The following is a 21,968-nucleotide window of genomic DNA, read 5'->3' as shown; positions in this document are numbered from 1 at the left end:
TAGGCATCTAGAGGTATTACAAAAATCGTTTGCGGACTTCGGGGGTAGGAATCATACAATGATCGTTCTTGCCGAACCATTTGTATCTATTTTTTGCAACAAGATTGTAGATTCCATCACGAAGCGGTTTAGGTATCACAATAAGTAAAGAAAGAATCCGCCATAGTCCACCTAATCCTAAGCAAACCTGTAATGCTGCTGTTGATTTTGTGTAGCATGAATTTCCCTTGAGCAAGACGAAGCTGCTAAAGTCATTTGTTGGGAGGTTATACTTCTTTAATAGTTGTTTTCCAATCGGCGATTGTAGAGCAGCAAATTTAAATTTTCCATGTTTATCATGACGAATGACAAATTGTACAGATTGATTACAAAATCGACATACCCCATCGAACAGCAAGATTGGGTCTGCTGATGTTTTCATGAGCATTCCTCTTTCATTGGAGGTGATTGAATCACTTCATCACATCTCTCCATATAAGCATTTGTGGACCTTGATTATAGATATTACTGACATTTCCACCCTTATCTTTACCTACCCAAATGCCGGCTGTGTACGTATCTGTTAAACCTACAAACCATAAATCCTTATAATCGTTTGAAGTCCCGGTTTTGCCACCAACATATGTGCTTGAAACAGATGCTTTTTGTCCAGTTCCACTTTTCACGACAGCAGCTAATAACTCTCGCATTTCCTCGTTCGTAGATTCCTTCCAAATCCTCACAGGCGTATCTTTCCATTCATAAAGTGTTTTTCCCGTTAAGTCTGTAACTTTAACAATTGTATGATTTTCATAATAGAGTCCGTTATTTCCGAAAGTTGTATACGCACTCGTCAATTCCAGTGGTGAAACTCCATATTTAAAACCACCGATTGCCACGGCAAGGTTATTATAATCATCTTTAGATATAGAAGAAAAACCAAATGGTTGTAAATAAGAAAACCCCTCATTTATCCCAATCTCGTCAAGCATTCGAACTGCTGCGGTGTTATACGAATATTTCAATGCTGTTTCAAGTGATACCATCCCATAGTTTTTCTCGCTGTAATTTTCTGGACAATATTCATTTTTACAAAAGGATCCTGCATCAATTCTCGATTTAGCTGTTGCTCCAGTTATATCAATATATGGAGCATAGTCAAGAAGCGGCTTAATCGCGGAACCTGGTTGTCTAAATGCTTGAAAAGCTCGATTGAATGAATATTTCTCATAATCCTTCCCACCTGATAATGCAACGATTTTATGGGATTGATGGTCGATAACAGTGGCAGCTCCCTGCACTTGATTAGAAGGGAGATGCTGATCAATAGCGTTCACAAGTTTCTTTTGTATGGTAGATTCTAATGCTGTATGAATAATAACTCCTTGACTGACAACCTTGTTTACACGTTCTGTGAGTTGATTCTCAATTAATACTTTGTTTTTTGCATCAGCTAGTTTTTGAGTATAGCCTTCGCTTTCTGAAATTAATTGTTTTAATTCTTGATGAACGTACGTAACGTAATCAGCTTGCGTATCGACTCTTTCTTTTATAGAAAGAGTAATTGGATATTGGAGCGCCTCTTCCATTTCTTCTTTTGTAATTGTACCGTTCTGATTTAGCAAGTTTAGTAATCGTTCCTGGCGATCCTTTGTATTGTCAAAGTTTTTTATTGGATCATACAAGGTTGGATTATTTGGAATAGCACTGATAAACACAAGTTCAGCTAAATGAAGTTCTTGAATTTGCCGATTAAAGTAGTGTGTTGCCGCAGTGCCAATCCCATAAGCACCATTACCAAAGTAAATCGCATTTAAATAGCCTTCAAAAATTTGTTCTTTCGTAAAGTTTTTTTCAAGTTGATAAGAATAAAGAAGCTCACTTAGCTTTCGATTATAGGTTTGTTCAAAAGATAAATAAACATTTCGAGCAAGCTGCTGAGTAATCGTACTTCCACCCTGCTCAATAGATTGAGATTGCGCATTGATAAAAACTGCTCTTAGCATTCCTGCAGCATCAAATCCTATATGTTCAAAAAAACGTTTATCCTCGGACTCAATATATATGGTTTTAACAACCTCGGGAATATCACTGTATTTTATATAAGTACGGTTTTGCTGCTGTGAGGTTATTTCCGAGATAAGCTGACCATCATGATCAAAGATAAAACTGTTTTGTGGTAGTTCAACAGATTCAATTGGAATCTTCTCATCTAAAACAGTTCCTAACCCTTTAATAGCTTTTGATTCTTTACCAGCTATGAAACCACTGAAAAGAAAAATTGGAACCATTATTATTACACAAATCCATCCAAATAAACTTCTCAAGTCAAGTCACACTCTTTCTAATTATTCATTCTAATCTTTTCCCATTCTTAACAGGCAGTAAGGACCTCCCCCTCAAGTAACAAGCTATATATATAAGCAATGAAGGTAGATGAAGATAAACTGCCTGTAAAGATCCGATAAGTTTCGCTACCATTCAGAGGAAAAACCCCCGCTGAATGAAGTCTCACTTTATCCCATTCTTAACAGGCAGTAAGGACCTCCCCCTCAAGTAACAAGCTATATATAAGCAATGAAGGTAGATGAAGAAAAACTGCCTGTAAAGATCCGATAAGTTTCGCTACCATTCAGAGGGGGATGAAAAAAACCCCCGCTGAATGAAGTCTCACTTTATTGTAACCGATTATTTCTAAATGGCGGACTAATTTTTACCTTTCACTAAAAATTGGTTTTTAGGAGTCGAAAATCAGCCTAGTTTGGGGAGTATTAACTTTCAAATTTAAGCTAGGATGCTTGTCCTTATGAAATTGCCCGATTTTATCCTTCATACATAAAAAATAGACAAGGGATAATTCATTATTTTTTGAAAAATTGAAGTTAAATCAGTAGCTGCGATGATATAATAATAGAAACGAACGTTGATTTTAAAGGAAGGAGGCGTGAAATAGTTTGGAGGGACAAGAGCGATTATTATTTATTGATTTTGAATTTACGATGCCCGAGGGAAAAGCAAATCCTAAAGGATTCTATCCAGAAATAATTGAAGTTGGAATTGTTTCTGTTCGAAACCATAAAGTAGAAGAACAATTTTCCTCATATGTTAGACCAGTACGATTCCCCTTATTAAGTGAGCGTTGTAAAACTTTTCTTCAGATTTCACAAGCTAAAATTGATGAAGGAATTTCCTTTTCAGAATTACTAACTACTTTAAATAAATACAATGAACATTCTCCTGCAACAGTCATTACTTGGGGGAACATGGATATGAAGGTTTTACGTCAAAATTGTCAAATGAACAACGAGGTGTTTCCATTTTTAGGAAAGTCAAGGGATCTTTCAATGGAGTATAAAAAGTTTTTTGGTGATCGAAACCAAACTGGACTTTGGAAGGCTGTTGAGGAATATGGGAAAAAAGCTACTGGAAAGCATCATTGTGCTTTAGATGATGCCTTAACTACCTATAATTTATTCAAGCTAGTTGAAGAGGACAAACGATACTTACAAAAACCAACACCCCCTACAATTGGTGAAAGAATTGATTTGTCAAAGGTACTAAATAAATATGCAACTTAACCGAAAGCAAAACAAGGCTTTGAGAAAAACATATATGACTTACTCAATAACAATATTTGTCATTGTGATTTTTGAAAAAGTAAATATTGTTATTGAGTGATGTTTATCCTTTTTATTTATTACTAAGAAAATAATCTGCTTCTAATGTAGATAATACGTCAAGTGATTTTTGCGCCCATGAAGTATCTAATTGTAATAATTCATCCTTTAATGTGTCCAATGCGTGTTTAAGTGATTCTTTATAATCGGGAATAGGACCTTCAAAAGGCTTTACCATTTGTTTAGGAATATTTGTTTGTTCATTGAACGCCAATGCTCGTCTCTCATGAAAAAACTGAACGTCTGCTTGTTTTGGATTATGTAAATCTCCCTGCTGTGGATGCTTAAGCACAGCCTTTACTTTGACTAAATAATGCATTTGACGAATGTCTGTTATTTCACCAATATATTTACCTGTTTTGTATAGACCTGTTACAATTTCTCCTATCTTTTTTTCTTCCATTTTACTTCATTCCTTTTTTAAGATCCGTTATTTTTTATACACCATTAAACATCAATATTTGCTGCTAAAAGTCTTTCCATATCTTAATCTTAACACGGAAAAATGAAAAATAATAATCTTTAACGCTTCTTGATTGTTTCTTATGTATAAACGAAAGGGGTTCGAAATCTGCTTAAACAAAACACAAAATAATATCTAGAGCCAGGATGTGTCTTGGTTAAATTGAAGTGGGAGATTGCGGTAACAATCAGTCTACCCTTCATTTAAATTATTAAGTTGGAGAGGGCTGGATATGTAGCCTAGTGAAATAAGTAAAAACTTGTTATAGTAAAGGGATAAGAAAGGTCGTGAAAAGATGAATCAATTAAGTGTTGTTTTAGGCTTGTTTTTATATTTTCCAGAGGATAAAACTGAATATATTCCAGCTGCTATTACAATGGTGGTATTTACGATCGCAGCTTTTTTTGCATTCCGTTTTATAGTAAAACTTTCGAAAAAAGAACAAGGGAAAGTGGACGAGCTCTTAAAACAATCACCTGAGAATAAGGGGAAAGAATAGCATATTCGTATAAAAACAAGAGCAAAGGCAAATAATATCCTTTAGCCAACATATTTTAATGGAGGATATTATGAACCGAAAAATGGCCTTGTTATTTGTTTTACCTTTTATTTTGTCTGGTTGTATGGAAAAAACCATTACAAAGATGGACGTTGAGATGTTTAATCAAAGTGGTGATTCACTTGGAACAATTAAGGTTTCTGAACAATCTGCAGGGGTAAAGTTAGAAGTATTATTAGAAGGGTTACCACCTGGTGAACATGGTTTGCATATTCATGAAACAGGAAAATGTGATGCTCCAGACTTTAAAAGTGCAGGAGATCACTTTAATCCAGATGAAAAACAGCATGGTTTATTACACCCTGAAGGTGCACATGCCGGTGATTTACCGAATATTATTTCAGAGGACGGAAGAGTTGATGCAGAATTAATGGCACCTCAACTTACACTTAAAAGTGATCAAAAAAATACTTTACTTGGTCAAGAGGGTACAGCTATTGTCATTACTGAAGCTAAAGATGATGGGATGACACAGCCTGCCGGTGAATCTGGACAACGAATTGCCTGTGGAGAAATTACAGAAAAAGAAGCTGATAGACAAGATAAAAAAGTGGTAAAACCGGAAGAAGAGAAATGAAAAATGGGGGTGACGTTTATACGTCGTCCCCATATTTGTCATTGGCAAAATAAGTAGGAAGCGAAACAATTGCAATCGTTCCTTTATTTGGTTCACTCTTATAACGGATAGATCCACCATGGTTCTTTAAAATCGAATAAGTAACAGTAAGTCCGAGCCCTGTACCATTTTCCTTTAATGAATAGTAAGGCTCACCAAGCCTTGCAATTTGTTCTGTTGACATCCCAACGCCATTATCAGAAATTTTAACCCGAACAATTTCATATGATACATATGCTCTAATCGTGACATTTCCGTCCATATTAGGTACTGCTTCTATCGCATTTTTAATAAGATTAATAAATACTTGTTTTAATTTGGCTTGATCTCCCAAAACATATAAAGGACTTTCTAAATCACATGTTAATGTAACCGTTTTAAAATTTGCGTATGAGATCATCAGTGTTCTGATTTCATCTAGCGTTTCTGTTAAATCTATTTTTTCTTTTGATATGAATTGTTGGCTAGCTAAACCTAAATAATCTGTAATAATTGATTGCGCTCGATCTAATTCTGCGAGAACAAGATTCATATACTCTCGTTTTTGTGTAATGTTGTTATCTGTAGAACTACCTATTAATTGAACAAATCCTCTTACGACCGTTAATGGGTTCCTCACTTCATGAGCGACACTTGCTGCAAGTTCGCTAACCAATGTTAGTTTTTCAGCTTTTATAAGTTCCATCCTAATCAACGCGTTCTCTTTTATATATTCAACCAAATAAATGGCGAATAGCAATACTAAGGTAAGAACGAAGATGGATATTGTAATATTTGCTACTGTAACAAAAGATATATTTTGTGAAACGCTTACAAAACTTAAGGAAAGCAGTGTACACCCTAATAAAACAGCACCATGGATAACAGCCCATCCTAATTTTCTCTTAAACCCAAATTGCTGCCATTTCAAATGGAGTAATAATGGGAGTATACAATTGGACATTATGCTAGCTAAAGTAAAATACCACTCTAATTCAATGTGAAGTTTGTATGCGAAAGTTGTTAAAAGCGTCAATAAACCAGGAATATAGCCTGCATAAACAAAACTAATGAATAGAGGAATTGCCTGAAGATTGACTATTAAACCGTCTATTATCTCAATTGGCCAAATAATACAAAGAAAGGAAGATAATATAGTGCAACAAGTGATCAGAATTTTATTAGGTTTTAATATGTAAGCATGATTTTTGCTTAACCAAAATAAATGATAGGTGAAAATTGGTAAAACAATAAATGTTATTTGTAAAATAAAATTTTTTATTAGTTCCATTAAACTGTCACCTTAGTTGTAGTTTTCCTAATTATACCACCAATCACAGATAATTGTTTAAATTTTCAATAAAATTGTAATTATTCCTAATATAGAAAAAGACCAGAGTTTAGAGTACGTCACTAAACTCTGGTCTTTTTCAAGGTTATTTTTTCCTGTTTTCAACTAGCAGTAAAACCAGTAATTAGGCTAATGCCTTTTTTAAACGTTGTAATCCATCATTCAATGTTTCTCGCGGACATGCTATATTCATTCGTAAATATCCAGCTCCATTTTCACCGAACTTTGAACCGGGTTCTAATGCAATTTTTCCTTTAGTTAAAAGAAGGTTTTTTAATTCATCATCAGTTTTCTTAAGCTTACGAGCATCTAGCCAAACGAGATAGGTTGCTTCAGGCCTCATTACTTTTATATCTGGAAGGTGCTCGTTTAAGAAATTTTCTATAAGGAGTACATTTTCCTCTAAATAATGAATAAGTTCATTTAGCCATTTCCCTCCATGTTTATATGCTGCTTCCATAGCATCTGCACCAAATGTATTTACTGCCATTAGACCGTAAAGCTGTAGTACTGCGTTGTATTTTCGCTTAAGGGAATCGTTTGGAATAAGCACAGCAGAAGCTTGAAGTCCAGCAAGATTAAAGGTTTTACTTGGAGCGATGCAAGTTATCGTTTGATCGGCAAAGGCCTTATTAATTGATGCAATTGGTGTATAATGATTGTCAAATAACAATAAATCCGAGTGAATATCATCTGAAATAATTAGTACATCATGTTTGATACAAAGCTCACCAATTTTTGTTAATTCTTCTTTACTCCATACACGGCCACTAGGATTATGAGGATTACAAAGAATAAACATTTTCGTCATTTTGTCTGAAAGCTTTTCTTCAAGATCTTCAAAATCAATTTCATAACGATTATCACTGTTTAATAGAAGTTGATTATAAAGCACTTCGCGTTTATGCTTCTTTGCCATTTCAAAAAATGGATAATAAACAGGAGGTTGAACGACAACCTTGTCTTCAGAACCAGTAAAAGCTTGGATCGCGATACTAATGGCTGTTACAATACCGGGACTATATGTAATGATATTCGTATCTATTTCCCAATTATGGCGGGTTTTTAACCAACTTTGAATTGCTTTTTCCGTGTTTGTTCCAGGCATTGTATATCCAAAGATACCATGGTCAACACGTGAGTGTAATGCATCAATGACTTCATCAGGTGCAGGAAAGTCCATGTCAGCTACCCACATAGGCAAAACATCTTCCATTCCGAAAACTCTTTTTGTATCCCATTTTATAGAATCCGTATTCTTACGATTAATGACTCGATCAAATCGACTCAATTGCTTCACCTCATTTTAATATTTTTAGTTCAAATGCAATATAATATTTCGACAGAGTGTCAGTGTTTACTTCAGAGCTTAGTCGCTTGTCGGACCTGAGCACGGAGCTTCAGCTTTTCAACTATAATCATAAATGTGATACAATGACAGTGCAAAAAATAAGATCATAAAAGGTGAAAAAATGGAAGCACAGCAAACAAATATTAAATTGATGGAACTTTTATTACAGTGGGACCCTTTAGGTTATGGAGATGGAAGTTATGAAACAGAAGTGGTTGATGTTCTTCAAGCTGTTCATTTATTTGACGATGAAATGGTGCTTGCTAGAAAAATCCAAGCTATTTATGAGTTTTCATTTGAGGAAATCATTCCTCTCCAAAAATGCGAAAACCTCTCTAAGCAACTTCTCCTTATTAAAAATAACTCTAGCTGTGAAATATAATATATGTAGAGGCATAAGGGCTGTAGAAATACTCTCTTAAGCCTCTAAAAAAACCTAATTAGCCTGACAAAATTCAAATATTTTTTCAGTTACATGCTCAGGTCTTTCTTCAGGTACTAAATGACCAGTGTTGTGGAATGAAAATAAGCTTGAGTTAGGTAAGTCGTTATTTAACCTCTCCCCAACTTGGATAGGAACGACCTTGTCCTCGTTGCCCCAAATCAGAAGACTAGGTTGTTCAATGAGTTTTAATTCCTCTGGTGAAAGATCACCTTCATGATCTCGAATCATTCTGGTTAATGCCATGAAAATTCGATCATCATTAAATGGCTCCATGTATCCATCCATCATTTCTTGGTCGATAAGAGACCTATCGTGTACGACATTATATAAGTTTTTCAATATCCCCTGACTAGCTAGCCAATGCTTGATACATAAATAAAAGTAAGGCATGTAAGAACCGAATATTAAAGTTGGATGAACTCGTTTCATATAACCAGAACTGCATAGAAGCACAACTTTTTCAAATAAGTCTGGTCTTTCCTTTGCTGCAATAAGAGAAACTTGTCCACCCATTGAATGACCAACAATATATGCTTTTTTTATTTGTAATCCTTGGACTAATTCAATCACTAATTTTGCCATATTTTTATAGGAATGAACAAACCTTGTTGATTTTTCTGTTTTCCCAAATGGAGGCAGATCAATGGCAATAAGATTAAATTCGTTCTCCAATAGTGGAATAATCTTACGATAGCAAAAGGAAGATGATAAAAATCCATGTATTAACACCATAGTTGGCTTCGAAGGATTTTTCTCATAAACCTCATAATGAACGTTTACACCAAGAATGTTCATGGTACTACAATAATAATGACTCTTTTCCATAACCATTCACTCCGTTTTTCCTATTAATAATTATTGAAGATATGATAAAATGAAATGTCGATTAACGGCTATAAACATTTTTTATATTTTTACCGAAATTAATTGAAACACACATGTAAAATCTACCCGTATATCTTTCGGTGAAACATATGAAAAACAAGCAATAGAGTGGTATAATTGTCTGAAGATTTGAAAAAAGTGGGAGTGGTGAAAATGAAGTTTACAGAAAAGGAAGTCGAGATTTTAGAGATCTTAGAGGATGACTGTCGCCTGTCTGCAGAACAAATCGCCAAAATGATTGATTTAACCGAAACTGAAACAAAACAATTGATCCAAAATTTAGAAGATCAACGCATTATTGTTGACTATACAGCCCAAGTAAATTGGCGTAAGGTTGATGGTCATGAAGGTGTTAAAGCAATGATCGATGTAAAAGTTCAGCCAAAGCGTGGAGTGGGCTTTGATGATATAGCAAGCCGTATTTATCGTTTTAACGAAGTAAAATCGGTTTATTTAATGTCTGGTGCATATGACTTATCTGTCATTATCGAAGGTAAATCAATGTCAGCTATTGCACAATTTGTATCCGAAAAACTTTCAACATTAGATTCAGTACTATCAACAACGACTCATTTTATCTTGAAAAAATATAAGCATGATGGAACCATATTTGAACAAGATGATGAGGACAAGAGAATTGTGGTGTCACCATGATAGAACCCTCGCATTACCTTTCAAATACGGTAAAAGATTTAAAACCATCTGGAATACGAAAGTTTTTTGATTTAGCGGCTGGTATGGAAGGTGTTATATCGTTAGGTGTTGGTGAACCAGACTTTGTAACTCCTTGGAATGTTAGAGAAGCATGTATCCTTTCACTTGAGCAAGGTTATACATCCTATACAGCAAATGCTGGCTTAATCGAATTGAGAAATGAGATTAGCTATTATTTAAAAGAAAAAACCAATATCGATTACAGCCCAAAACATGAATTATTAGTAACTGTTGGGGCAAGCCAAGCTCTTGACGTTGCTTTAAGAGCGATTGTAAACCCTGGTGATGAGGTAATTATCATTGAACCTAGCTTTGTTTCTTATGCATCACTCGTTTCATTAGCTGGTGGTATTCCTGTGTCGATCCAAACTAGTGGGGAAATGGAATTTAAATTGCAGCCTGCTGAACTGGAAAAGGCAATCACTGAAAAAACAAAAGCGATTATTTTATGTTCGCCAAATAATCCAACTGGTACGACTCTTGTTAAAGAAGAGCTGGAACGAATTGCTGAAATCATTGAAAAGCATGATTTACTAGTTATTTCGGATGAAATCTATGCAGAGCTTACATATGATGATGTGTATACAAGCTTTGTTTCAATTGATGGGATGGCAGAACGTACGATTCTTGTTTCTGGATTTTCTAAGGGCTTTGCAATGACAGGCTGGCGTTTAGGATATGTAGCAGCAAATTCTGAATTTTTAAGTGCAATGCTAAAAATTCATCAATATTCAATGATGTGTGCTCCTACAATGGCTCAATACGCTGCGATAGAAGCGATGAAAAACGGTAAAGAAGATGTTCTTCATATGAAAAAGAGCTATAGACAACGAAGAAATTTGTTTGTTGGAGCTTTAAATGATATCGGATTAACTTGCCATGTACCTGGTGGAGCATTCTATGCGTTTCCATCAATTCAAATAACAAATCTTTCTTCAGAGGAATTTGCTGAACAATTATTACTAGAAGAAAAAGTAGCTGTTGTTCCTGGAAATGTATTTGGTGAGTGTGGAGAAGGTTATATTCGTTGCTCTTATGCATCTTCACTAGATCAGCTGCAAGAGGCTTTAAAAAGAATGAAACGCTTTGTTCAGAAGCGAGTTTAAATAAAGGCTCTCTTAAAGCTCATAGTTATTTAGATACTTTGTTGATAGGGGCGGAAAGCGAACGCCTGCAGCGGAAATCAACAACTAAGTTTGCGAAGCCTAAATAAAAAAAGCTGACCAATTTCTGGTCAGCTACATAGAGAAACGAAAGGGGGATACTAGAAAGCCTTGTGCTTGTATTATTCCCCCTTTTTTATGCGCTTTAAACCTACTTCTATAGTTTTTCCCTCTAGTAAGTTCCACATAGTGAACAAAATTTATCCTTGATGAAACAAAAGTATAGAATGTCTCGTTTTATTAATGAAAGAGGAGGGTAGTAGAAATGACTGAAGAAGAACTGATAAAAAAGGCCAAGCAAGGAAACATGAACGCATTTGGACAACTTGTAGAACTTCATTATCCAGTCGTCGAAAAATTCGCCTACCAATTAGGAAATCGACAAGATGAAATCGAGGATATCACGCAGGAAGTTTTTATCCGTGTTTATCGGTTTATTGATCAATTTACTAAGGCGAAATTTTCAACCTGGTTATATAAGATTACATTAAACGTAACGAGAGATTTTGCGAGAAAACGCCAATCAAACCTGCGAAAGGTTTTTAAGATACAACAAGACTTTAGACAAGATGATTATCCTGAAACAGAATCAGCAGTGATCAGGAACGAAGAAGATCGCATTCTACACTTAGCTATTCAAAAACTCGATGAAAAGTATCGGGTACCAATTGTACTATATTATTTTCACGAAAAGAAATATGAAGAAATTGCTGAAATTATGTCAATTACATTATCAACTGTAAAAACAAGAATATTACGAGGAAAGACAATGCTGAAAAAAGTGATGGAAGAACTTAATAAAAAAGAAGGTGACATAAATGGATGACAAACTATTTGAAGAACGAATGCAGAAATTAAAAAAATCATATGAGCATATTCCTACAGTATCTTCCTCTGAAAGGATAATGAAACAACTTAAGGAACAAGAGAAACCAGTTAAAAAACGGGTGTATTTACAATTTCCTTATGTTGCCTCTTTTATTGGTGTTCTTCTTATAGGTGGTTTTTTGGCTATTCAAATATTTTCACAAAACAATATTAATAGTGGGGAACAAACACCGACTGAAGAGAATCAACCTATAACTGAAGCAGATATCGAGACGGCTATTAATGAAACTCGAGGTTATTACGAACGTAGGGTTGATGAGCTTAAAGATAAATTAGGCTTCGAGGATGTTGAACAATATGGATTTGTGCAGGAAGCAAAAATAGTCGTCGAAAAATTTGAGGAACGAAAAAGTTATGCATCACAAGCCGAACTTACAAACTATATGGAAAGGGTAAAGGAGATTATAACCTATAGAGTTTCAATGCCTCATGAAGAATATGAATTAATGAAGAAGGCAGTGGATAATAGCGAAGCAATTAGTGATAGTCAAATATATGGCTATATAGATAAATTAGACATGCTTCATGAGCAGTTCTATGAGCAATGGATACCGATGTATCAATCTAACCAGCATACAATAACTGATATTGAATCCCATTTATCTGAATTAAACGCAGGGAAAATAATAAAGGGTGAGCAAGATTATAAAGAGCTCTCGAAAATTTTAAAAGAGTATGGTTATTATTTCTTTAATGATGGTGAGGGAACTATTAATTTTGCGCCAAATTATATAAACATCCATAATCAATTAGAAAAATCCTTAAAAGAGGATGCTAAGTTATATTTGAAAATCAAGTCTGAGAAGAAAGCCTTATCGGATGGGGCGTTAGTAATTAATCATGAAGAGCTAGGTGAGCGATTACTTGAGATTGAAAATTTTGTTTTAAATAATCCATCCTCTCCTAAAGTGGAAGAGTTTAAAGTACAGTACAGACTTTATATTAACTTCTATTTAAAAGGAACGGATAACACTTTGATTGTAACTGATAATGGCAAAATCAAAGACGATGTGAAAAAAAAATTCGAAACCTTAATAACTGAAAATGAATATTCGGAAACAGCAAAAATTGTTGAGGGATTTTATAATAAGCTTAAGGAAAATCAATTTACGTTAACAAATGAATTAAAAAATCAAGAAATTGTAGTTTCTAAAATGTTAAAGCCAAATCCGGAAGAATATGCAATAGAAAAAAACTTATTGCCAATTACAAACGAGATGGCAGCTAGATATGAGGATTTCAAAAATAATGGAGATATGAATATTTTTAATGAAGGTTTTGCAGGTTTAAATTCAATTGATTTAACAGTTGCAAGAATCTATATGTATGCCATTGAAAAAGGGGATTTTGAAACAGCCTACCGCCTCTTATATAATGGAGCAGATTCAAAGCTTCCAGAAAAAGAGGCTTTTATAGGAGAAATGAAAAAATCGCCAGTTAATTATCAAGCACTTTCAAACGAAGTGATTAAAGTCAGATCAATCTATGAACAAGCTGGAGAAGATATTGAGCATATTTTAATTAAGACAAATGGAGATACTGTTAGTTTTCGAATGAGAAGTGAAAATGGTTTTCCAAAAGTTGAATATAATCCTCTTTCATAATAAGGTTTGCTCGAAAGTGTCAGTTCTAACATACAATAGCTTTATTGATAGCTATGTATCTGTGGCTGACACTTTGCTTTGAGTCAGCCTTTTTTGGGTATACTAAAAATGAGAACAAATACAATTGTTTTTGAAAAAAATAAAAAGATGTGATATAATTTTATATTGCGTATAAAAGAACATATAAATATAAGAAATTGGGAGTGTTATACATGACAACAAAGTACGAATTAGGTAGTGTGCATACAGGTAAAGTTACAGGAATTCAACCATATGGTGCGTTCGTAGCACTTGATGAAGAGACTCAAGGTTTAGTTCACATTTCAGAAATCACTCATGGTTTTGTTAAAGATGTTAACGAACATTTAAAATTAAACGATGAAGTACAAGTGAAAGTACTTTCAGTTGACGAAAATTCAGGGAAAATTAGCTTATCAATTCGTGCTACTCAAGAAGCACCTGTTGAAGAGAAGAGAGAAGCAGCACCTAAAAAACCAAAAAAACGCCAAGCTACTGTTAAAACTGAAACAGAAACTCCACAAGGCTTTAATACATTAAAAGATAAGCTTGAAGAGTGGATCGAGCAATCAAAACGAGAAGAAGTAAAAAAATAAGACGGATTAAAAAAAGGATGAAACGTTGATACGTTTCATCCTTTTTCTATATTGGTTTTATTAGCAATCATTGATAAATAAAAAAGGGCCAACAAATCAGCCCAGTTCATATCATAACATTTATCTAATTTCTGTACGTGGTTCCCTTGCAACTTCAGCTGAAGGCTTGAAAAGTAAACCAAGGTTTAGTAATCCTGCTATTCCAACAAGACCGTAGATGATTCTTGTTAATGCTGTATCATCTCCGAAAATTGCTGCTACTAAATTGAATCCGAAAAATCCAATAAGTCCCCAGTTTATTGCCCCGATTATTGTAAGTAACAATGCTATACGTTGAATTGCGCTCATTCCAGTTACCTCCTTAGATAATGACTACATTATTAGATTGCTAAAAAAATTAAAAACTATTCAGTGAAAAATTATGGTAAAGGCAGTTTTCTTTACAATAATTTTTGAAATGTACATAATCTAATTATGGAGGCGATAATAAAATGGAAAACTTTACATACTACAACCCAACAAAGCTTATTTTTGGTAAAGGACAGGTAGAGCAATTAGATAAGGAAGTTCTGAATTACGGCAAAAAAGTTCTTCTTGTTTATGGTGGAGGAAGTATTAAACGTAATGGTCTCTATGACGAAGTTGTAAAAGTATTAGCGAAAAATGATAGTCAAATATATGAATTATCTGGAGTCGAACCAAACCCTAGATTGTCAACTGTGCATCGTGGCGTAGAGATTTGTAAGGCAGAAAACATCGAATTTATCTTAGCTGTCGGTGGAGGAAGTGTTATCGACTGTACAAAAGCTATTGCAGTAGGAGCAAAATATGATGGCGATGTATGGGATATTGTCACAAAAAAACACTTCCCTACAGAGGCATTACCATTCGGTACTGTGCTGACCTTGGCTGCCACAGGCTCTGAAATGAACTCAGGTTCTGTTATTACAAATTGGGAAACAAAAGAAAAATATGGATGGGGGAGCCCTTTAACCTTCCCGAAATTTTCGATATTAGATCCAGTAAACACATTTACTGTCCCTAAAGATCAAACAGTTTATGGTATGGTCGATATGATGTCACATGTTTTTGAACAATATTTCCATCATACGAAAAATACACCCCTCCAGGACCGCTTTTGTGAATCACTTCTAAAAACGGTAATTCAGACTGCTCCTAAGTTAATTGAAGACCTTGAAAATTACGAGCTTCGTGAAACAATCCTTTATTCGGGAACGATTGCTCTGAATGGCCAATTACAAATGGGCTACCGCGGTGACTGGGCTAGTCATAACATTGAGCATGCTGTATCAGCTGTTTATGACATTCCACATGCTGGTGGATTAGCGATTCTATTTCCAAATTGGATGAAACACAATCTAGATGAAAATATAGCTAGATTTGTACAGTTAGCTATCAATGTTTTTGATGTAGATCCTAGTGGAAAAGATGATCGATCTATTGCGTTAGAAGGAATTGATAAGCTTCGAGAATTCTGGAGTAGTATCGGTGCGCCAAGTCGTTTACAAGACTATAATATTGATGGTGAAAATATCGATCTTATGGCAGATAAAGCGATGATAAATGGTGAATTTGGAAACTTTAAAAAGCTTAATAAAGAGGATGTAACTGCAATTTTAACTGCATCCTTATAATTGAAATTTTAAAAAAGCACGGAGTTACAGATAATAGTTACTCCGTGCTTTTTACGTGTTAAAAAGGACAAGACATAATTAGTTAAGTTGGATACGCTTACATTATGAACTTTGCTTGATTTACTTCAATACTTTAGATAAAGTGATAGTAGCTATAATAATAATGATGAATTAATGGAGGAAAATGTTATGACACATGTACGTTTTGATTACTCAAATGCACTCACTTTTTTTAACGAACATGAAATTACATACTTACGTGACTTTGTGAAAGTTGCACATCATTCTATTCATGAGCAAACAGGGGCTGGAAGTGACTTTTTAGGTTGGGTTGATCTTCCAACAAACTATGATAAAGAAGAGTTCGCACGTATTCAAAAAAGTGCTGAAAAGATTAAATCTGATTCCGAAGTCCTTCTTGTTATTGGAATCGGTGGATCATACTTAGGAGCTCGTGCAGCAATTGAAATGCTTAATCATTCTTTCTATAATGCTCTTTCAAAAGAACAAAGAAAAACTCCACAAGTGATTTTTGTAGGAAACAATATTAGCTCTACATATATGAAAGATTTACATGATTTACTTGAAGGTAAAGATTTCTCTATTAATGTTATTTCTAAATCAGGTACGACAACTGAGCCTGCTCTAGCATTCCGTATTTTCAGAAAGCTTCTTGAAGAGAAATATGGTAAAGCAGAAGCGAAACAACGTATTTATGCGACAACTGATAAAGCTCGTGGTGCACTGAAAACTCTAGCTACAGAAGAAGGTTATGAATCATTTGTAATTCCTGATGATGTTGGTGGTCGTTTCTCTGTTCTAACTGCAGTAGGTTTATTACCAATCGCAGTAACAGGTGTTGATATTGATGCGATGATGAAGGGTGCTCAAGCTGCAAGTGAAGACTTCAGCAAGTCTGAGCTAGAAGAAAACGCAGCATACCAATATGCAGTTGTTCGTAATGTTCTTTACAACAAAGGGAAAACTATTGAAATGCTTATTAACTATGAGCCAGGCCTTCAATACTTCTCTGAATGGTGGAAGCAATTGTTTGGCGAAAGTGAAGGAAAAGATCAAAAAGGAATCTATCCTTCATCAGCAAACTTCTCAACTGACTTGCATTCATTAGGACAATATGTTCAAGAAGGTCGTCGTGACATTTTCGAAACAGTTATCAATGTAGAAAATTCACGTCATGAATTACTTGTTGAAGAAGAAGAAAGTGATTTAGATGGATTAAATTACTTAGCTGGTAAATCAGTTGATTTTGTCAATAAAAAGGCATTTCAAGGGACAATGCTAGCTCACACAGATGGCGGAGTACCTAACCTAGTTGTGACAATTCCAGAAATGGACGAGTATACGTTTGGATACTTAGTGTATTTCTTCGAAAAGGCATGTGCAATGAGCGGATATTTACTTGGTGTAAATCCATTTGACCAACCAGGTGTTGAAGCTTACAAGGTAAACATGTTTGCTTTACTTGGTAAACCAGGATTTGAAGAGAAAAAGGCTGAGCTTGAAAAGCGATTAGATAAATAATAGATGTTTGAAGAGGGCTGACATTTTGTCAGTCCTTTTGTTGTGAATCGGGCTATGTTCAAGGGAAGAGATGATGTGTCGATATGTGTCTAATGGTCGATATCTTAGTGTTTTCAGTTGATATATTTCTTTATCGGACAATAAAATAAAAAAACAGACAATAAGTTGTGAAAAACCGACAATATAATTGTATTTAGGACAATAAAAAATTTGGTCTGTACTTTTTCTTTTTCTAACTTAGAATTGGAGTAGAGTGCCAACAGTGCGTACAAAACGTCTAAATCGCTACTTAACAAAGTTAAATTCTATTGAATCCCCACAAGACCTTCAATTTTCCCACTCCATTAAACCAAATTCATAGTAGAATGTTTTTTGATTCTTAGGAAAATCTAAAGAAAAAGGGGGTTTTCCAAGTGATTGAAATTCCGTCAAAGATCGATGGCCAAACGATTGAATTATATGATCTTGAGCAAAAATTGAAAACGTTAGGATACTCGATAGGTGGGAATTGGGAGTATGACCATGGGTACTTTGATTATAAAATTGCGTCAGAAGTAGGCTATCAATATTTAAGAGTTCCCTTTGAAGCAACAGATGGGCAGCTTGATTCACCAAATACGATGGTTCAAATAGGTACACCGTTTCTTTTATCGCATAAATATCAAATTGGATTAGATGATCATGCTACGATTGGAAATTTCAGTGCCTCAATTAATCAGTTTCAGGAGCCACAAGATAAGGATGCTACCTTCCCTGAAAAATATATTGAGATCGGGAAGGAGCTTGTACAAGAATTAGAAGGCAGCTTGCTTAATGAGTAAAAATAATTAATGCATCTAACTCAAGTATTTCATAGGAGAGGGGCGGATTAACTTTCGTTTCCTCTCCTCTTTTAATTCCAATTAATATTGATTCATTTTCTAAGAGCTCATGACTAGCTTCCTTGAACGTTTTTCCAATAAGATTTTCTGTTACAGGGAGAACTTTAAATAGATTTCCACTAGCAGGATTAAGCTCTGAATAAAATTTTGACAACCCATTTTTAGCTAAGTAACTGCTCATAATAAAATGACTTGTGAGCTTATAAGATTTAATAATTTCATCTGCTCCAGCCCTATCTGCATTTTTGGTTTGTAGCTCAGTTAAAATCTCAATGACACAATATAGATTAGGATTCATTCCTTTTAAAGTTAATAAAACTAAGATTGAATACATGTCAGCCTCATGCTCATTTTTGTATTGATCTGCTGTGATGATCGCAGCATCAGCTTCTAAAATATTTGCCTTCAGTAAAGTTTGATCATCAGACGGATTCCCTTTTATAAAGTGAACATTTTCAATTAGAGGGGATTCCTTTAAAGATTCATCAATTAAGACAATTTGTTTATATGGTTTAACCGAATAGAGGGATTCGATCATTTCATTCGCTTTTTCATTCCATCCAATTATGACAACGTGATTATTGCCTTTAAACGGAACAGCTCCTTCTGTATATGAATTTTGCCTTTTAATTGCTGCTGCAGAAATTGTTGCAAAATAAGCTGTAACAAAACTCGCGCCTGCTAGTATCATTATCATAGCAATTCCTTTACCTAGATGGGTTTTCGGAACATAATCGCCAAATCCAACAGTTGAAACAGTAACAACAGCCCACCATATCCCATCAAAGATTGTCGGGAATTCCCTCGGTTCCACTAAAGAAATCAGTTCTCCAAAAACAAGAATAATAAGAAGAACGACTATTGTAATTCGATAATGAATCGGCCATCGTAACCATTGGATCATCATTTTATTTGACTTAGCCATACACAATCATCCCTTCTTATTAGGTAAAAATGATAAAACTTCTCTAATAATCGTGTTTATTTTCGTTGTGACCTCTTCTTTTCCATAAGCTTCAATTGCATGCTCAATGATTTCAATTGTTTCTTCAGTGAACTCAATTAAGCCCTTATCCTCTTCAGAATCATTGTAAAATCCTATAAAAGCATCCAAACCCTCATTCATTTTATCAATTGCTTCACTTAGTAGCTTCTTTTCTTCTTCATTTACCTTCAATTGATCACCACTTTCTACTAACACGATACCCTTGATCTAAAAAATATAATTTAAGAAATATACACTATTTAGTATGTACACTTCCTTTTAATACCTTGCGAAAAAACTCTAAACTTAATGGTAAATAATACGATGCTAGAATTAATGAAATGGATCAAATTATTATAAAGGAACTAAAGAGGAAATTGTTTTGTTAAAGTTTCTCTGATGGGTAAAAATGAGGATTTTGTCACTATATAGATTTATTTCTTGTTATTCAGCAAATAAAATTAATACACAAAATAAACAAAGTAGTAATATAAAGATAAAATCAGCAAATATTTGGAGATACTCATGAATAAATATTTACAAACGTTGGTGAAAAATGTAAGAAGACAGCTTGAAGTGTGGCTAGAAAACAAGAACGTATTCCACATAAAGAATTTATTTCGTTTTCTACATTCGAATTTAGGGACAGTAATAATATTAAAAGGCAGGTCCAACGAATAGCCTTCTGATCGTATATCATTTAACATCTAACATTCATCAATATATACTTAAGATAATTATATTCTAAAAGAAGGGTGTTTCTTGAAATGCTAAAACAACTAACAATTCAAACTAGTATGCGTGATGAAATGATTGATGTAACAAAGATGGTCCAAGCATTTGTAAATGAGCTCGGGATACAAGAAGGAACCATATTAATTTACTGTCCCCATACAACTGCTGGTATCACAATCAATGAAAATGCTGATCCTGATGTAAAAAGTGATATGATGAGACGCTTTGATGAAATATATCCATGGAATGTAGTGAAGGACATGCATGCTGAAGGAAACACGGCAGCACATATGAAAGCGAGCACTGTGGGTGCCTCACAAACAGTTATCATTACAAAGGGACGATTGCTTTTAGGAACATGGCAAGGTATTTACTTTTGTGAATTTGATGGTCCGCGACAAAGAACCTTTTACATAAAATATTCCTAATCTTTATCTTATTCAGAACGGATCGTGAAACCACTAATCTCAGGATTCTAGTGAGGTTTTGAGGATTGTGAAGGATAACTACTCGAACAAATCCGCGACGAAGAACATGATGTTTGGGTCTGGCGAAGCCACAGGGCGTGACGTTTTAAGCGTGATAAGACACGCTTTGTGTTAAAATGAGGTAAATTAGAAGTGTAGTATGAGGTGACATATGGAATTTATGCTTATTCTTTTCATCTTTCCAGCAATTGTGTTAATAATGTCAATTGTTGGTTACGTATTAACTAAAAAAATCTATGTTACACCAGCTTTAATTTTTGTTTTATCCTCATTCTTAATGCTTCTGTTTTTTAATGAATCATTTTTTATTTGGGTAATTGTGTATACGTTTCTTTCGGTTATTGTGACAGTGATCATAGCCTTTATTAAATGTAGAAAATAGGAAGATAAAACACAGCCGTAGGAAAAATGGCTGTGTTTTGTTAATAATACCCTAAGGTTATTCATAAAACGAGTGATGACCAATCTTTCCTACTATTTCCCTACTGAAATAAAATAGGAGTATTGCTGCGTTTATGAGCTCCTTTAGCGAACTGATACAAATAGTAGTCGTCTAATCGAGTGACTTGTGATAAGAGATAGGCAAACTCTGTCGCATGTGGATTTCTTCGCTTATTCAAAGCCTCAAGGATGCCTTCCGCTGTTTTAATGCCTATTCCATGTGCGAAGAAAAGCTTATTCCCCAAATCCATTGCATTTGTTCCCCGCCATTGTGGAGTTTTGGGATTAAACTGTGGATTATTAAAATACAGACAATCACCAGGTAAGTAATCATTTCCTCTTCTCGTGTAGATTGGAAGATCGTCATCTGATTGCCAATCACGTAAATACATGCCTAGATAAATACGATTGAATTGTGCAAAATTGATTGAGTCTAGTACAGCCTTATAATAAATAATCACCATTGCGGTCGCACATTCAAACCCATACAGAACCCCATTTTGAAATATATCATTTATGGCATCAGATGGTCGTATGCCTTCTTTAAGCTTAAAACCACCTTGATTTGTTAATCTCCAAAACCGCTCATTACAATGTGAAGTTTCAAAGGTAGTAAACTTTGCTTTGCTAGTAAATAAACTTCTTGATGCATGAATGATGGCTGAACGAAGATGAAGAACAAACTGAAAGTGATCATCATTTAAGAATAAATACCTTTCCTGATATTGACTCATACGATCAATGATTTCATTTTCTTCAGCAGTCAATGTGGTGGATTTCAATTGATTGCCACTAACCAAGTTGTTACCGATAAAGATCATATTCCCCCACCTTTAATGTTAGTCATATTAAAGTGTATGGTCTATTAGTGGAGGATAGAGATATTTATGAAAATTTCTTTTAAAAAAGTTCTAATGAGCTAAAACATTTAAAGGTGATGCGAGTTGAAAAAC

24 protein-coding genes are annotated in these 21,968 nt (G+C 34.5%); 14 read left to right on the top strand and 10 right to left on the bottom strand.

Annotated features, from left to right (window positions below; translation table 11 throughout):
• Positions 1-16 precede the first annotated feature (16 nt).
• Together I7822_RS03755 and I7822_RS03750 are read right to left on the bottom strand one after the other, a co-directional pair.
• Positions 17-421 carry a thiol-disulfide oxidoreductase DCC family protein gene (locus tag I7822_RS03755; RefSeq protein WP_207975436.1) on the bottom strand — a complete coding sequence of 135 codons (405 nt, stop codon included), beginning with the start codon at positions 419-421 and terminating at the stop codon, positions 17-19.
• Positions 422-452: 31 nt separating this feature from the next.
• Positions 453-2,270, bottom strand: coding sequence for a transglycosylase domain-containing protein (locus I7822_RS03750; RefSeq protein WP_207975627.1), 1,818 nt, complete (start codon positions 2,268-2,270; stop codon positions 453-455).
• A 663-nt stretch (positions 2,271-2,933) separates the two neighbouring features.
• Here I7822_RS03750 and kapD point away from each other — a divergent pair.
• Positions 2,934-3,557: a 3'-5' exonuclease KapD gene (kapD, locus tag I7822_RS03745; protein WP_207975435.1), complete on the top strand. Its 624-nt coding sequence runs from the start codon at positions 2,934-2,936 to the stop codon at positions 3,555-3,557.
• A gap of 112 nt (positions 3,558-3,669) precedes the next feature.
• Here the strand turns inward: kapD and kapB are convergent, their stop codons facing one another.
• Positions 3,670-4,059 carry a kinase-associated lipoprotein KapB gene (gene kapB / locus I7822_RS03740; RefSeq protein ID WP_207975434.1) on the bottom strand — a complete coding sequence of 130 codons (390 nt, stop codon included), beginning with the start codon at positions 4,057-4,059 and terminating at the stop codon, positions 3,670-3,672.
• Positions 4,060-4,414: 355 nt separating this feature from the next.
• Between kapB and I7822_RS03735 the strand changes: the two genes are divergently transcribed.
• Complete coding sequence (locus tag I7822_RS03735; RefSeq protein ID WP_207975433.1) at positions 4,415-4,618, top strand: hypothetical protein; 204 nt, start codon at positions 4,415-4,417, stop codon at positions 4,616-4,618.
• Positions 4,619-4,688: 70 nt separating this feature from the next.
• Positions 4,689-5,255, top strand: a complete 567-nt coding sequence (locus tag I7822_RS03730; protein ID WP_207975432.1) for a superoxide dismutase family protein — start codon at positions 4,689-4,691, stop codon at positions 5,253-5,255.
• A gap of 16 nt (positions 5,256-5,271) precedes the next feature.
• Here the strand turns inward: I7822_RS03730 and I7822_RS03725 are convergent, their stop codons facing one another.
• Positions 5,272-6,564 (bottom strand): ATP-binding protein, encoded by a 1,293-nt coding sequence (locus I7822_RS03725; protein WP_207975431.1) that lies wholly within the window; start codon positions 6,562-6,564, stop codon positions 5,272-5,274.
• Positions 6,565-6,748: 184 nt separating this feature from the next.
• A complete protein-coding gene (locus I7822_RS03720) occupies positions 6,749-7,915 on the bottom strand; it encodes a MalY/PatB family protein (protein WP_207975430.1) in 1,167 nt (388 codons plus the stop codon).
• Between the two features lie 181 nt (positions 7,916-8,096).
• Here I7822_RS03720 and I7822_RS03715 point away from each other — a divergent pair, with 181 nt between their 5' ends.
• Positions 8,097-8,357: a DUF1871 family protein gene (locus I7822_RS03715; RefSeq protein ID WP_207975429.1), complete on the top strand. Its 261-nt coding sequence runs from the start codon at positions 8,097-8,099 to the stop codon at positions 8,355-8,357.
• A gap of 54 nt (positions 8,358-8,411) precedes the next feature.
• On the opposite strand, the gene I7822_RS03710 is transcribed toward I7822_RS03715, so the two are convergent.
• Positions 8,412-9,245 (bottom strand): alpha/beta fold hydrolase, encoded by an 834-nt coding sequence (locus I7822_RS03710; RefSeq protein ID WP_207975428.1) that lies wholly within the window; start codon positions 9,243-9,245, stop codon positions 8,412-8,414.
• A gap of 213 nt (positions 9,246-9,458) precedes the next feature.
• On the opposite strand from I7822_RS03710, the gene I7822_RS03705 reads away from it, so the two are divergent.
• The 5 genes from I7822_RS03705 to yugI all read left to right on the top strand — a co-directional run bounded on the left by I7822_RS03705 (position 9,459) and on the right by yugI (position 14,288).
• Positions 9,459-9,959 (top strand): Lrp/AsnC family transcriptional regulator, encoded by a 501-nt coding sequence (locus I7822_RS03705; protein WP_207975427.1) that lies wholly within the window; start codon positions 9,459-9,461, stop codon positions 9,957-9,959.
• The gene (locus tag I7822_RS03700; protein ID WP_207975426.1) at positions 9,956-11,125 is read left to right on the top strand and encodes an aminotransferase; all 1,170 of its coding nucleotides are present in this window, start codon (positions 9,956-9,958) and stop codon (positions 11,123-11,125) included. Before I7822_RS03705 ends, I7822_RS03700 begins: the two co-directional genes overlap by 4 nt.
• Positions 11,126-11,447: 322 nt before the next feature.
• Complete coding sequence (locus I7822_RS03695) at positions 11,448-12,008, top strand: RNA polymerase sigma factor (protein WP_207975425.1); 561 nt, start codon at positions 11,448-11,450, stop codon at positions 12,006-12,008.
• Entirely contained in the window at positions 12,001-13,674 is a 1,674-nt protein-coding gene (locus I7822_RS03690; protein WP_207975424.1) for a hypothetical protein, read from the top strand. The genes I7822_RS03695 and I7822_RS03690 overlap by 8 nt, the downstream gene beginning before the upstream one ends.
• 212 nt (positions 13,675-13,886) lie before the next feature.
• Positions 13,887-14,288 (top strand): S1 domain-containing post-transcriptional regulator GSP13, encoded by a 402-nt coding sequence (gene yugI / locus I7822_RS03685; RefSeq protein ID WP_066330292.1) that lies wholly within the window; start codon positions 13,887-13,889, stop codon positions 14,286-14,288.
• A 120-nt stretch (positions 14,289-14,408) separates the two neighbouring features.
• Here the strand turns inward: yugI and I7822_RS03680 are convergent, their stop codons facing one another.
• Complete coding sequence (locus tag I7822_RS03680) at positions 14,409-14,636, bottom strand: DUF378 domain-containing protein (protein WP_207975423.1); 228 nt, start codon at positions 14,634-14,636, stop codon at positions 14,409-14,411.
• Between the two features lie 143 nt (positions 14,637-14,779).
• Between I7822_RS03680 and I7822_RS03675 the strand changes: the two genes are divergently transcribed.
• The 3 genes from I7822_RS03675 (at position 14,780) to I7822_RS03665 (ending at position 18,306) form a co-directional block, all read left to right on the top strand.
• Complete coding sequence (locus I7822_RS03675) at positions 14,780-15,943, top strand: iron-containing alcohol dehydrogenase (RefSeq protein ID WP_207975422.1); 1,164 nt, start codon at positions 14,780-14,782, stop codon at positions 15,941-15,943.
• Positions 15,944-16,132: 189 nt separating this feature from the next.
• Positions 16,133-17,485: a glucose-6-phosphate isomerase gene (locus I7822_RS03670; RefSeq protein ID WP_207975421.1), complete on the top strand. Its 1,353-nt coding sequence runs from the start codon at positions 16,133-16,135 to the stop codon at positions 17,483-17,485.
• 413 nt (positions 17,486-17,898) lie between these two features.
• Positions 17,899-18,306: a YugN-like family protein gene (locus I7822_RS03665; RefSeq protein WP_207975420.1), complete on the top strand. Its 408-nt coding sequence runs from the start codon at positions 17,899-17,901 to the stop codon at positions 18,304-18,306.
• On the opposite strand, the gene I7822_RS03660 is transcribed toward I7822_RS03665, so the two are convergent.
• Both I7822_RS03660 and I7822_RS03655 read right to left on the bottom strand, forming a co-directional pair.
• Positions 18,296-19,291 carry a potassium channel family protein gene (locus I7822_RS03660; protein ID WP_207975419.1) on the bottom strand — a complete coding sequence of 332 codons (996 nt, stop codon included), beginning with the start codon at positions 19,289-19,291 and terminating at the stop codon, positions 18,296-18,298. The two genes, I7822_RS03665 and I7822_RS03660, sit on opposite strands and share 11 nt — an antisense overlap.
• A gap of 6 nt (positions 19,292-19,297) precedes the next feature.
• A complete protein-coding gene (locus I7822_RS03655; protein ID WP_207975418.1) occupies positions 19,298-19,543 on the bottom strand; it encodes a protein mistic in 246 nt (81 codons plus the stop codon).
• Positions 19,544-20,118: 575 nt separating this feature from the next.
• Here I7822_RS03655 and I7822_RS03650 point away from each other — a divergent pair.
• Both I7822_RS03650 and I7822_RS03645 read left to right on the top strand, forming a co-directional pair.
• Positions 20,119-20,514, top strand: coding sequence for a secondary thiamine-phosphate synthase enzyme YjbQ (locus tag I7822_RS03650; RefSeq protein WP_207975417.1), 396 nt, complete (start codon positions 20,119-20,121; stop codon positions 20,512-20,514).
• A gap of 211 nt (positions 20,515-20,725) precedes the next feature.
• Positions 20,726-20,956: a DUF2651 family protein gene (locus I7822_RS03645; RefSeq protein WP_207975416.1), complete on the top strand. Its 231-nt coding sequence runs from the start codon at positions 20,726-20,728 to the stop codon at positions 20,954-20,956.
• Between the two features lie 100 nt (positions 20,957-21,056).
• On the opposite strand, the gene I7822_RS03640 is transcribed toward I7822_RS03645, so the two are convergent.
• Positions 21,057-21,836, bottom strand: coding sequence for a protein-glutamine gamma-glutamyltransferase (locus I7822_RS03640; protein WP_207975415.1), 780 nt, complete (start codon positions 21,834-21,836; stop codon positions 21,057-21,059).
• Positions 21,837-21,968: the final 132 nt, after the last annotated feature.

The sequence above is a fragment of the Metabacillus bambusae genome (genome assembly GCF_017497975.1).
Classification (GTDB): domain Bacteria; phylum Bacillota; class Bacilli; order Bacillales; family Bacillaceae; genus Metabacillus; species Metabacillus bambusae.
Note: the sequence above shows the minus strand (reverse complement) of the source record. Positions and strands in the feature narration are given on the sequence as shown.

What these genes read in the sequence shown, in the direction of transcription:
- I7822_RS03755 (WP_207975436.1), bottom strand. Translation starts at nt 421, where the DNA reads ATGAAAACATCAGCAGACCCAATCTTGCTGTTCGATGGGGTATGTCGA.
- I7822_RS03750 (WP_207975627.1), bottom strand. Translation starts at nt 2,270, where the DNA reads ATGGTTCCAATTTTTCTTTTCAGTGGTTTCATAGCTGGTAAAGAATCA.
- kapB (WP_207975434.1), bottom strand. Translation starts at nt 4,059, where the DNA reads ATGGAAGAAAAAAAGATAGGAGAAATTGTAACAGGTCTATACAAAACA.
- I7822_RS03735 (WP_207975433.1), top strand. Translation starts at nt 4,415, where the DNA reads ATGAATCAATTAAGTGTTGTTTTAGGCTTGTTTTTATATTTTCCAGAG.
- I7822_RS03730 (WP_207975432.1), top strand. Translation starts at nt 4,689, where the DNA reads ATGAACCGAAAAATGGCCTTGTTATTTGTTTTACCTTTTATTTTGTCT.
- I7822_RS03725 (WP_207975431.1), bottom strand. Translation starts at nt 6,564, where the DNA reads ATGGAACTAATAAAAAATTTTATTTTACAAATAACATTTATTGTTTTA.
- I7822_RS03715 (WP_207975429.1), top strand. Translation starts at nt 8,097, where the DNA reads ATGGAAGCACAGCAAACAAATATTAAATTGATGGAACTTTTATTACAG.
- I7822_RS03710 (WP_207975428.1), bottom strand. Translation starts at nt 9,245, where the DNA reads ATGGAAAAGAGTCATTATTATTGTAGTACCATGAACATTCTTGGTGTA.
- I7822_RS03705 (WP_207975427.1), top strand. Translation starts at nt 9,459, where the DNA reads ATGAAGTTTACAGAAAAGGAAGTCGAGATTTTAGAGATCTTAGAGGAT.
- I7822_RS03700 (WP_207975426.1), top strand. Translation starts at nt 9,956, where the DNA reads ATGATAGAACCCTCGCATTACCTTTCAAATACGGTAAAAGATTTAAAA.
- I7822_RS03695 (WP_207975425.1), top strand. Translation starts at nt 11,448, where the DNA reads ATGACTGAAGAAGAACTGATAAAAAAGGCCAAGCAAGGAAACATGAAC.
- I7822_RS03690 (WP_207975424.1), top strand. Translation starts at nt 12,001, where the DNA reads ATGGATGACAAACTATTTGAAGAACGAATGCAGAAATTAAAAAAATCA.
- yugI (WP_066330292.1), top strand. Translation starts at nt 13,887, where the DNA reads ATGACAACAAAGTACGAATTAGGTAGTGTGCATACAGGTAAAGTTACA.
- I7822_RS03680 (WP_207975423.1), bottom strand. Translation starts at nt 14,636, where the DNA reads ATGAGCGCAATTCAACGTATAGCATTGTTACTTACAATAATCGGGGCA.
- I7822_RS03675 (WP_207975422.1), top strand. Translation starts at nt 14,780, where the DNA reads ATGGAAAACTTTACATACTACAACCCAACAAAGCTTATTTTTGGTAAA.
- I7822_RS03670 (WP_207975421.1), top strand. Translation starts at nt 16,133, where the DNA reads ATGACACATGTACGTTTTGATTACTCAAATGCACTCACTTTTTTTAAC.
- I7822_RS03660 (WP_207975419.1), bottom strand. Translation starts at nt 19,291, where the DNA reads ATGGCTAAGTCAAATAAAATGATGATCCAATGGTTACGATGGCCGATT.
- I7822_RS03650 (WP_207975417.1), top strand. Translation starts at nt 20,119, where the DNA reads ATGCTAAAACAACTAACAATTCAAACTAGTATGCGTGATGAAATGATT.
- I7822_RS03645 (WP_207975416.1), top strand. Translation starts at nt 20,726, where the DNA reads ATGGAATTTATGCTTATTCTTTTCATCTTTCCAGCAATTGTGTTAATA.
- I7822_RS03640 (WP_207975415.1), bottom strand. Translation starts at nt 21,836, where the DNA reads ATGATCTTTATCGGTAACAACTTGGTTAGTGGCAATCAATTGAAATCC.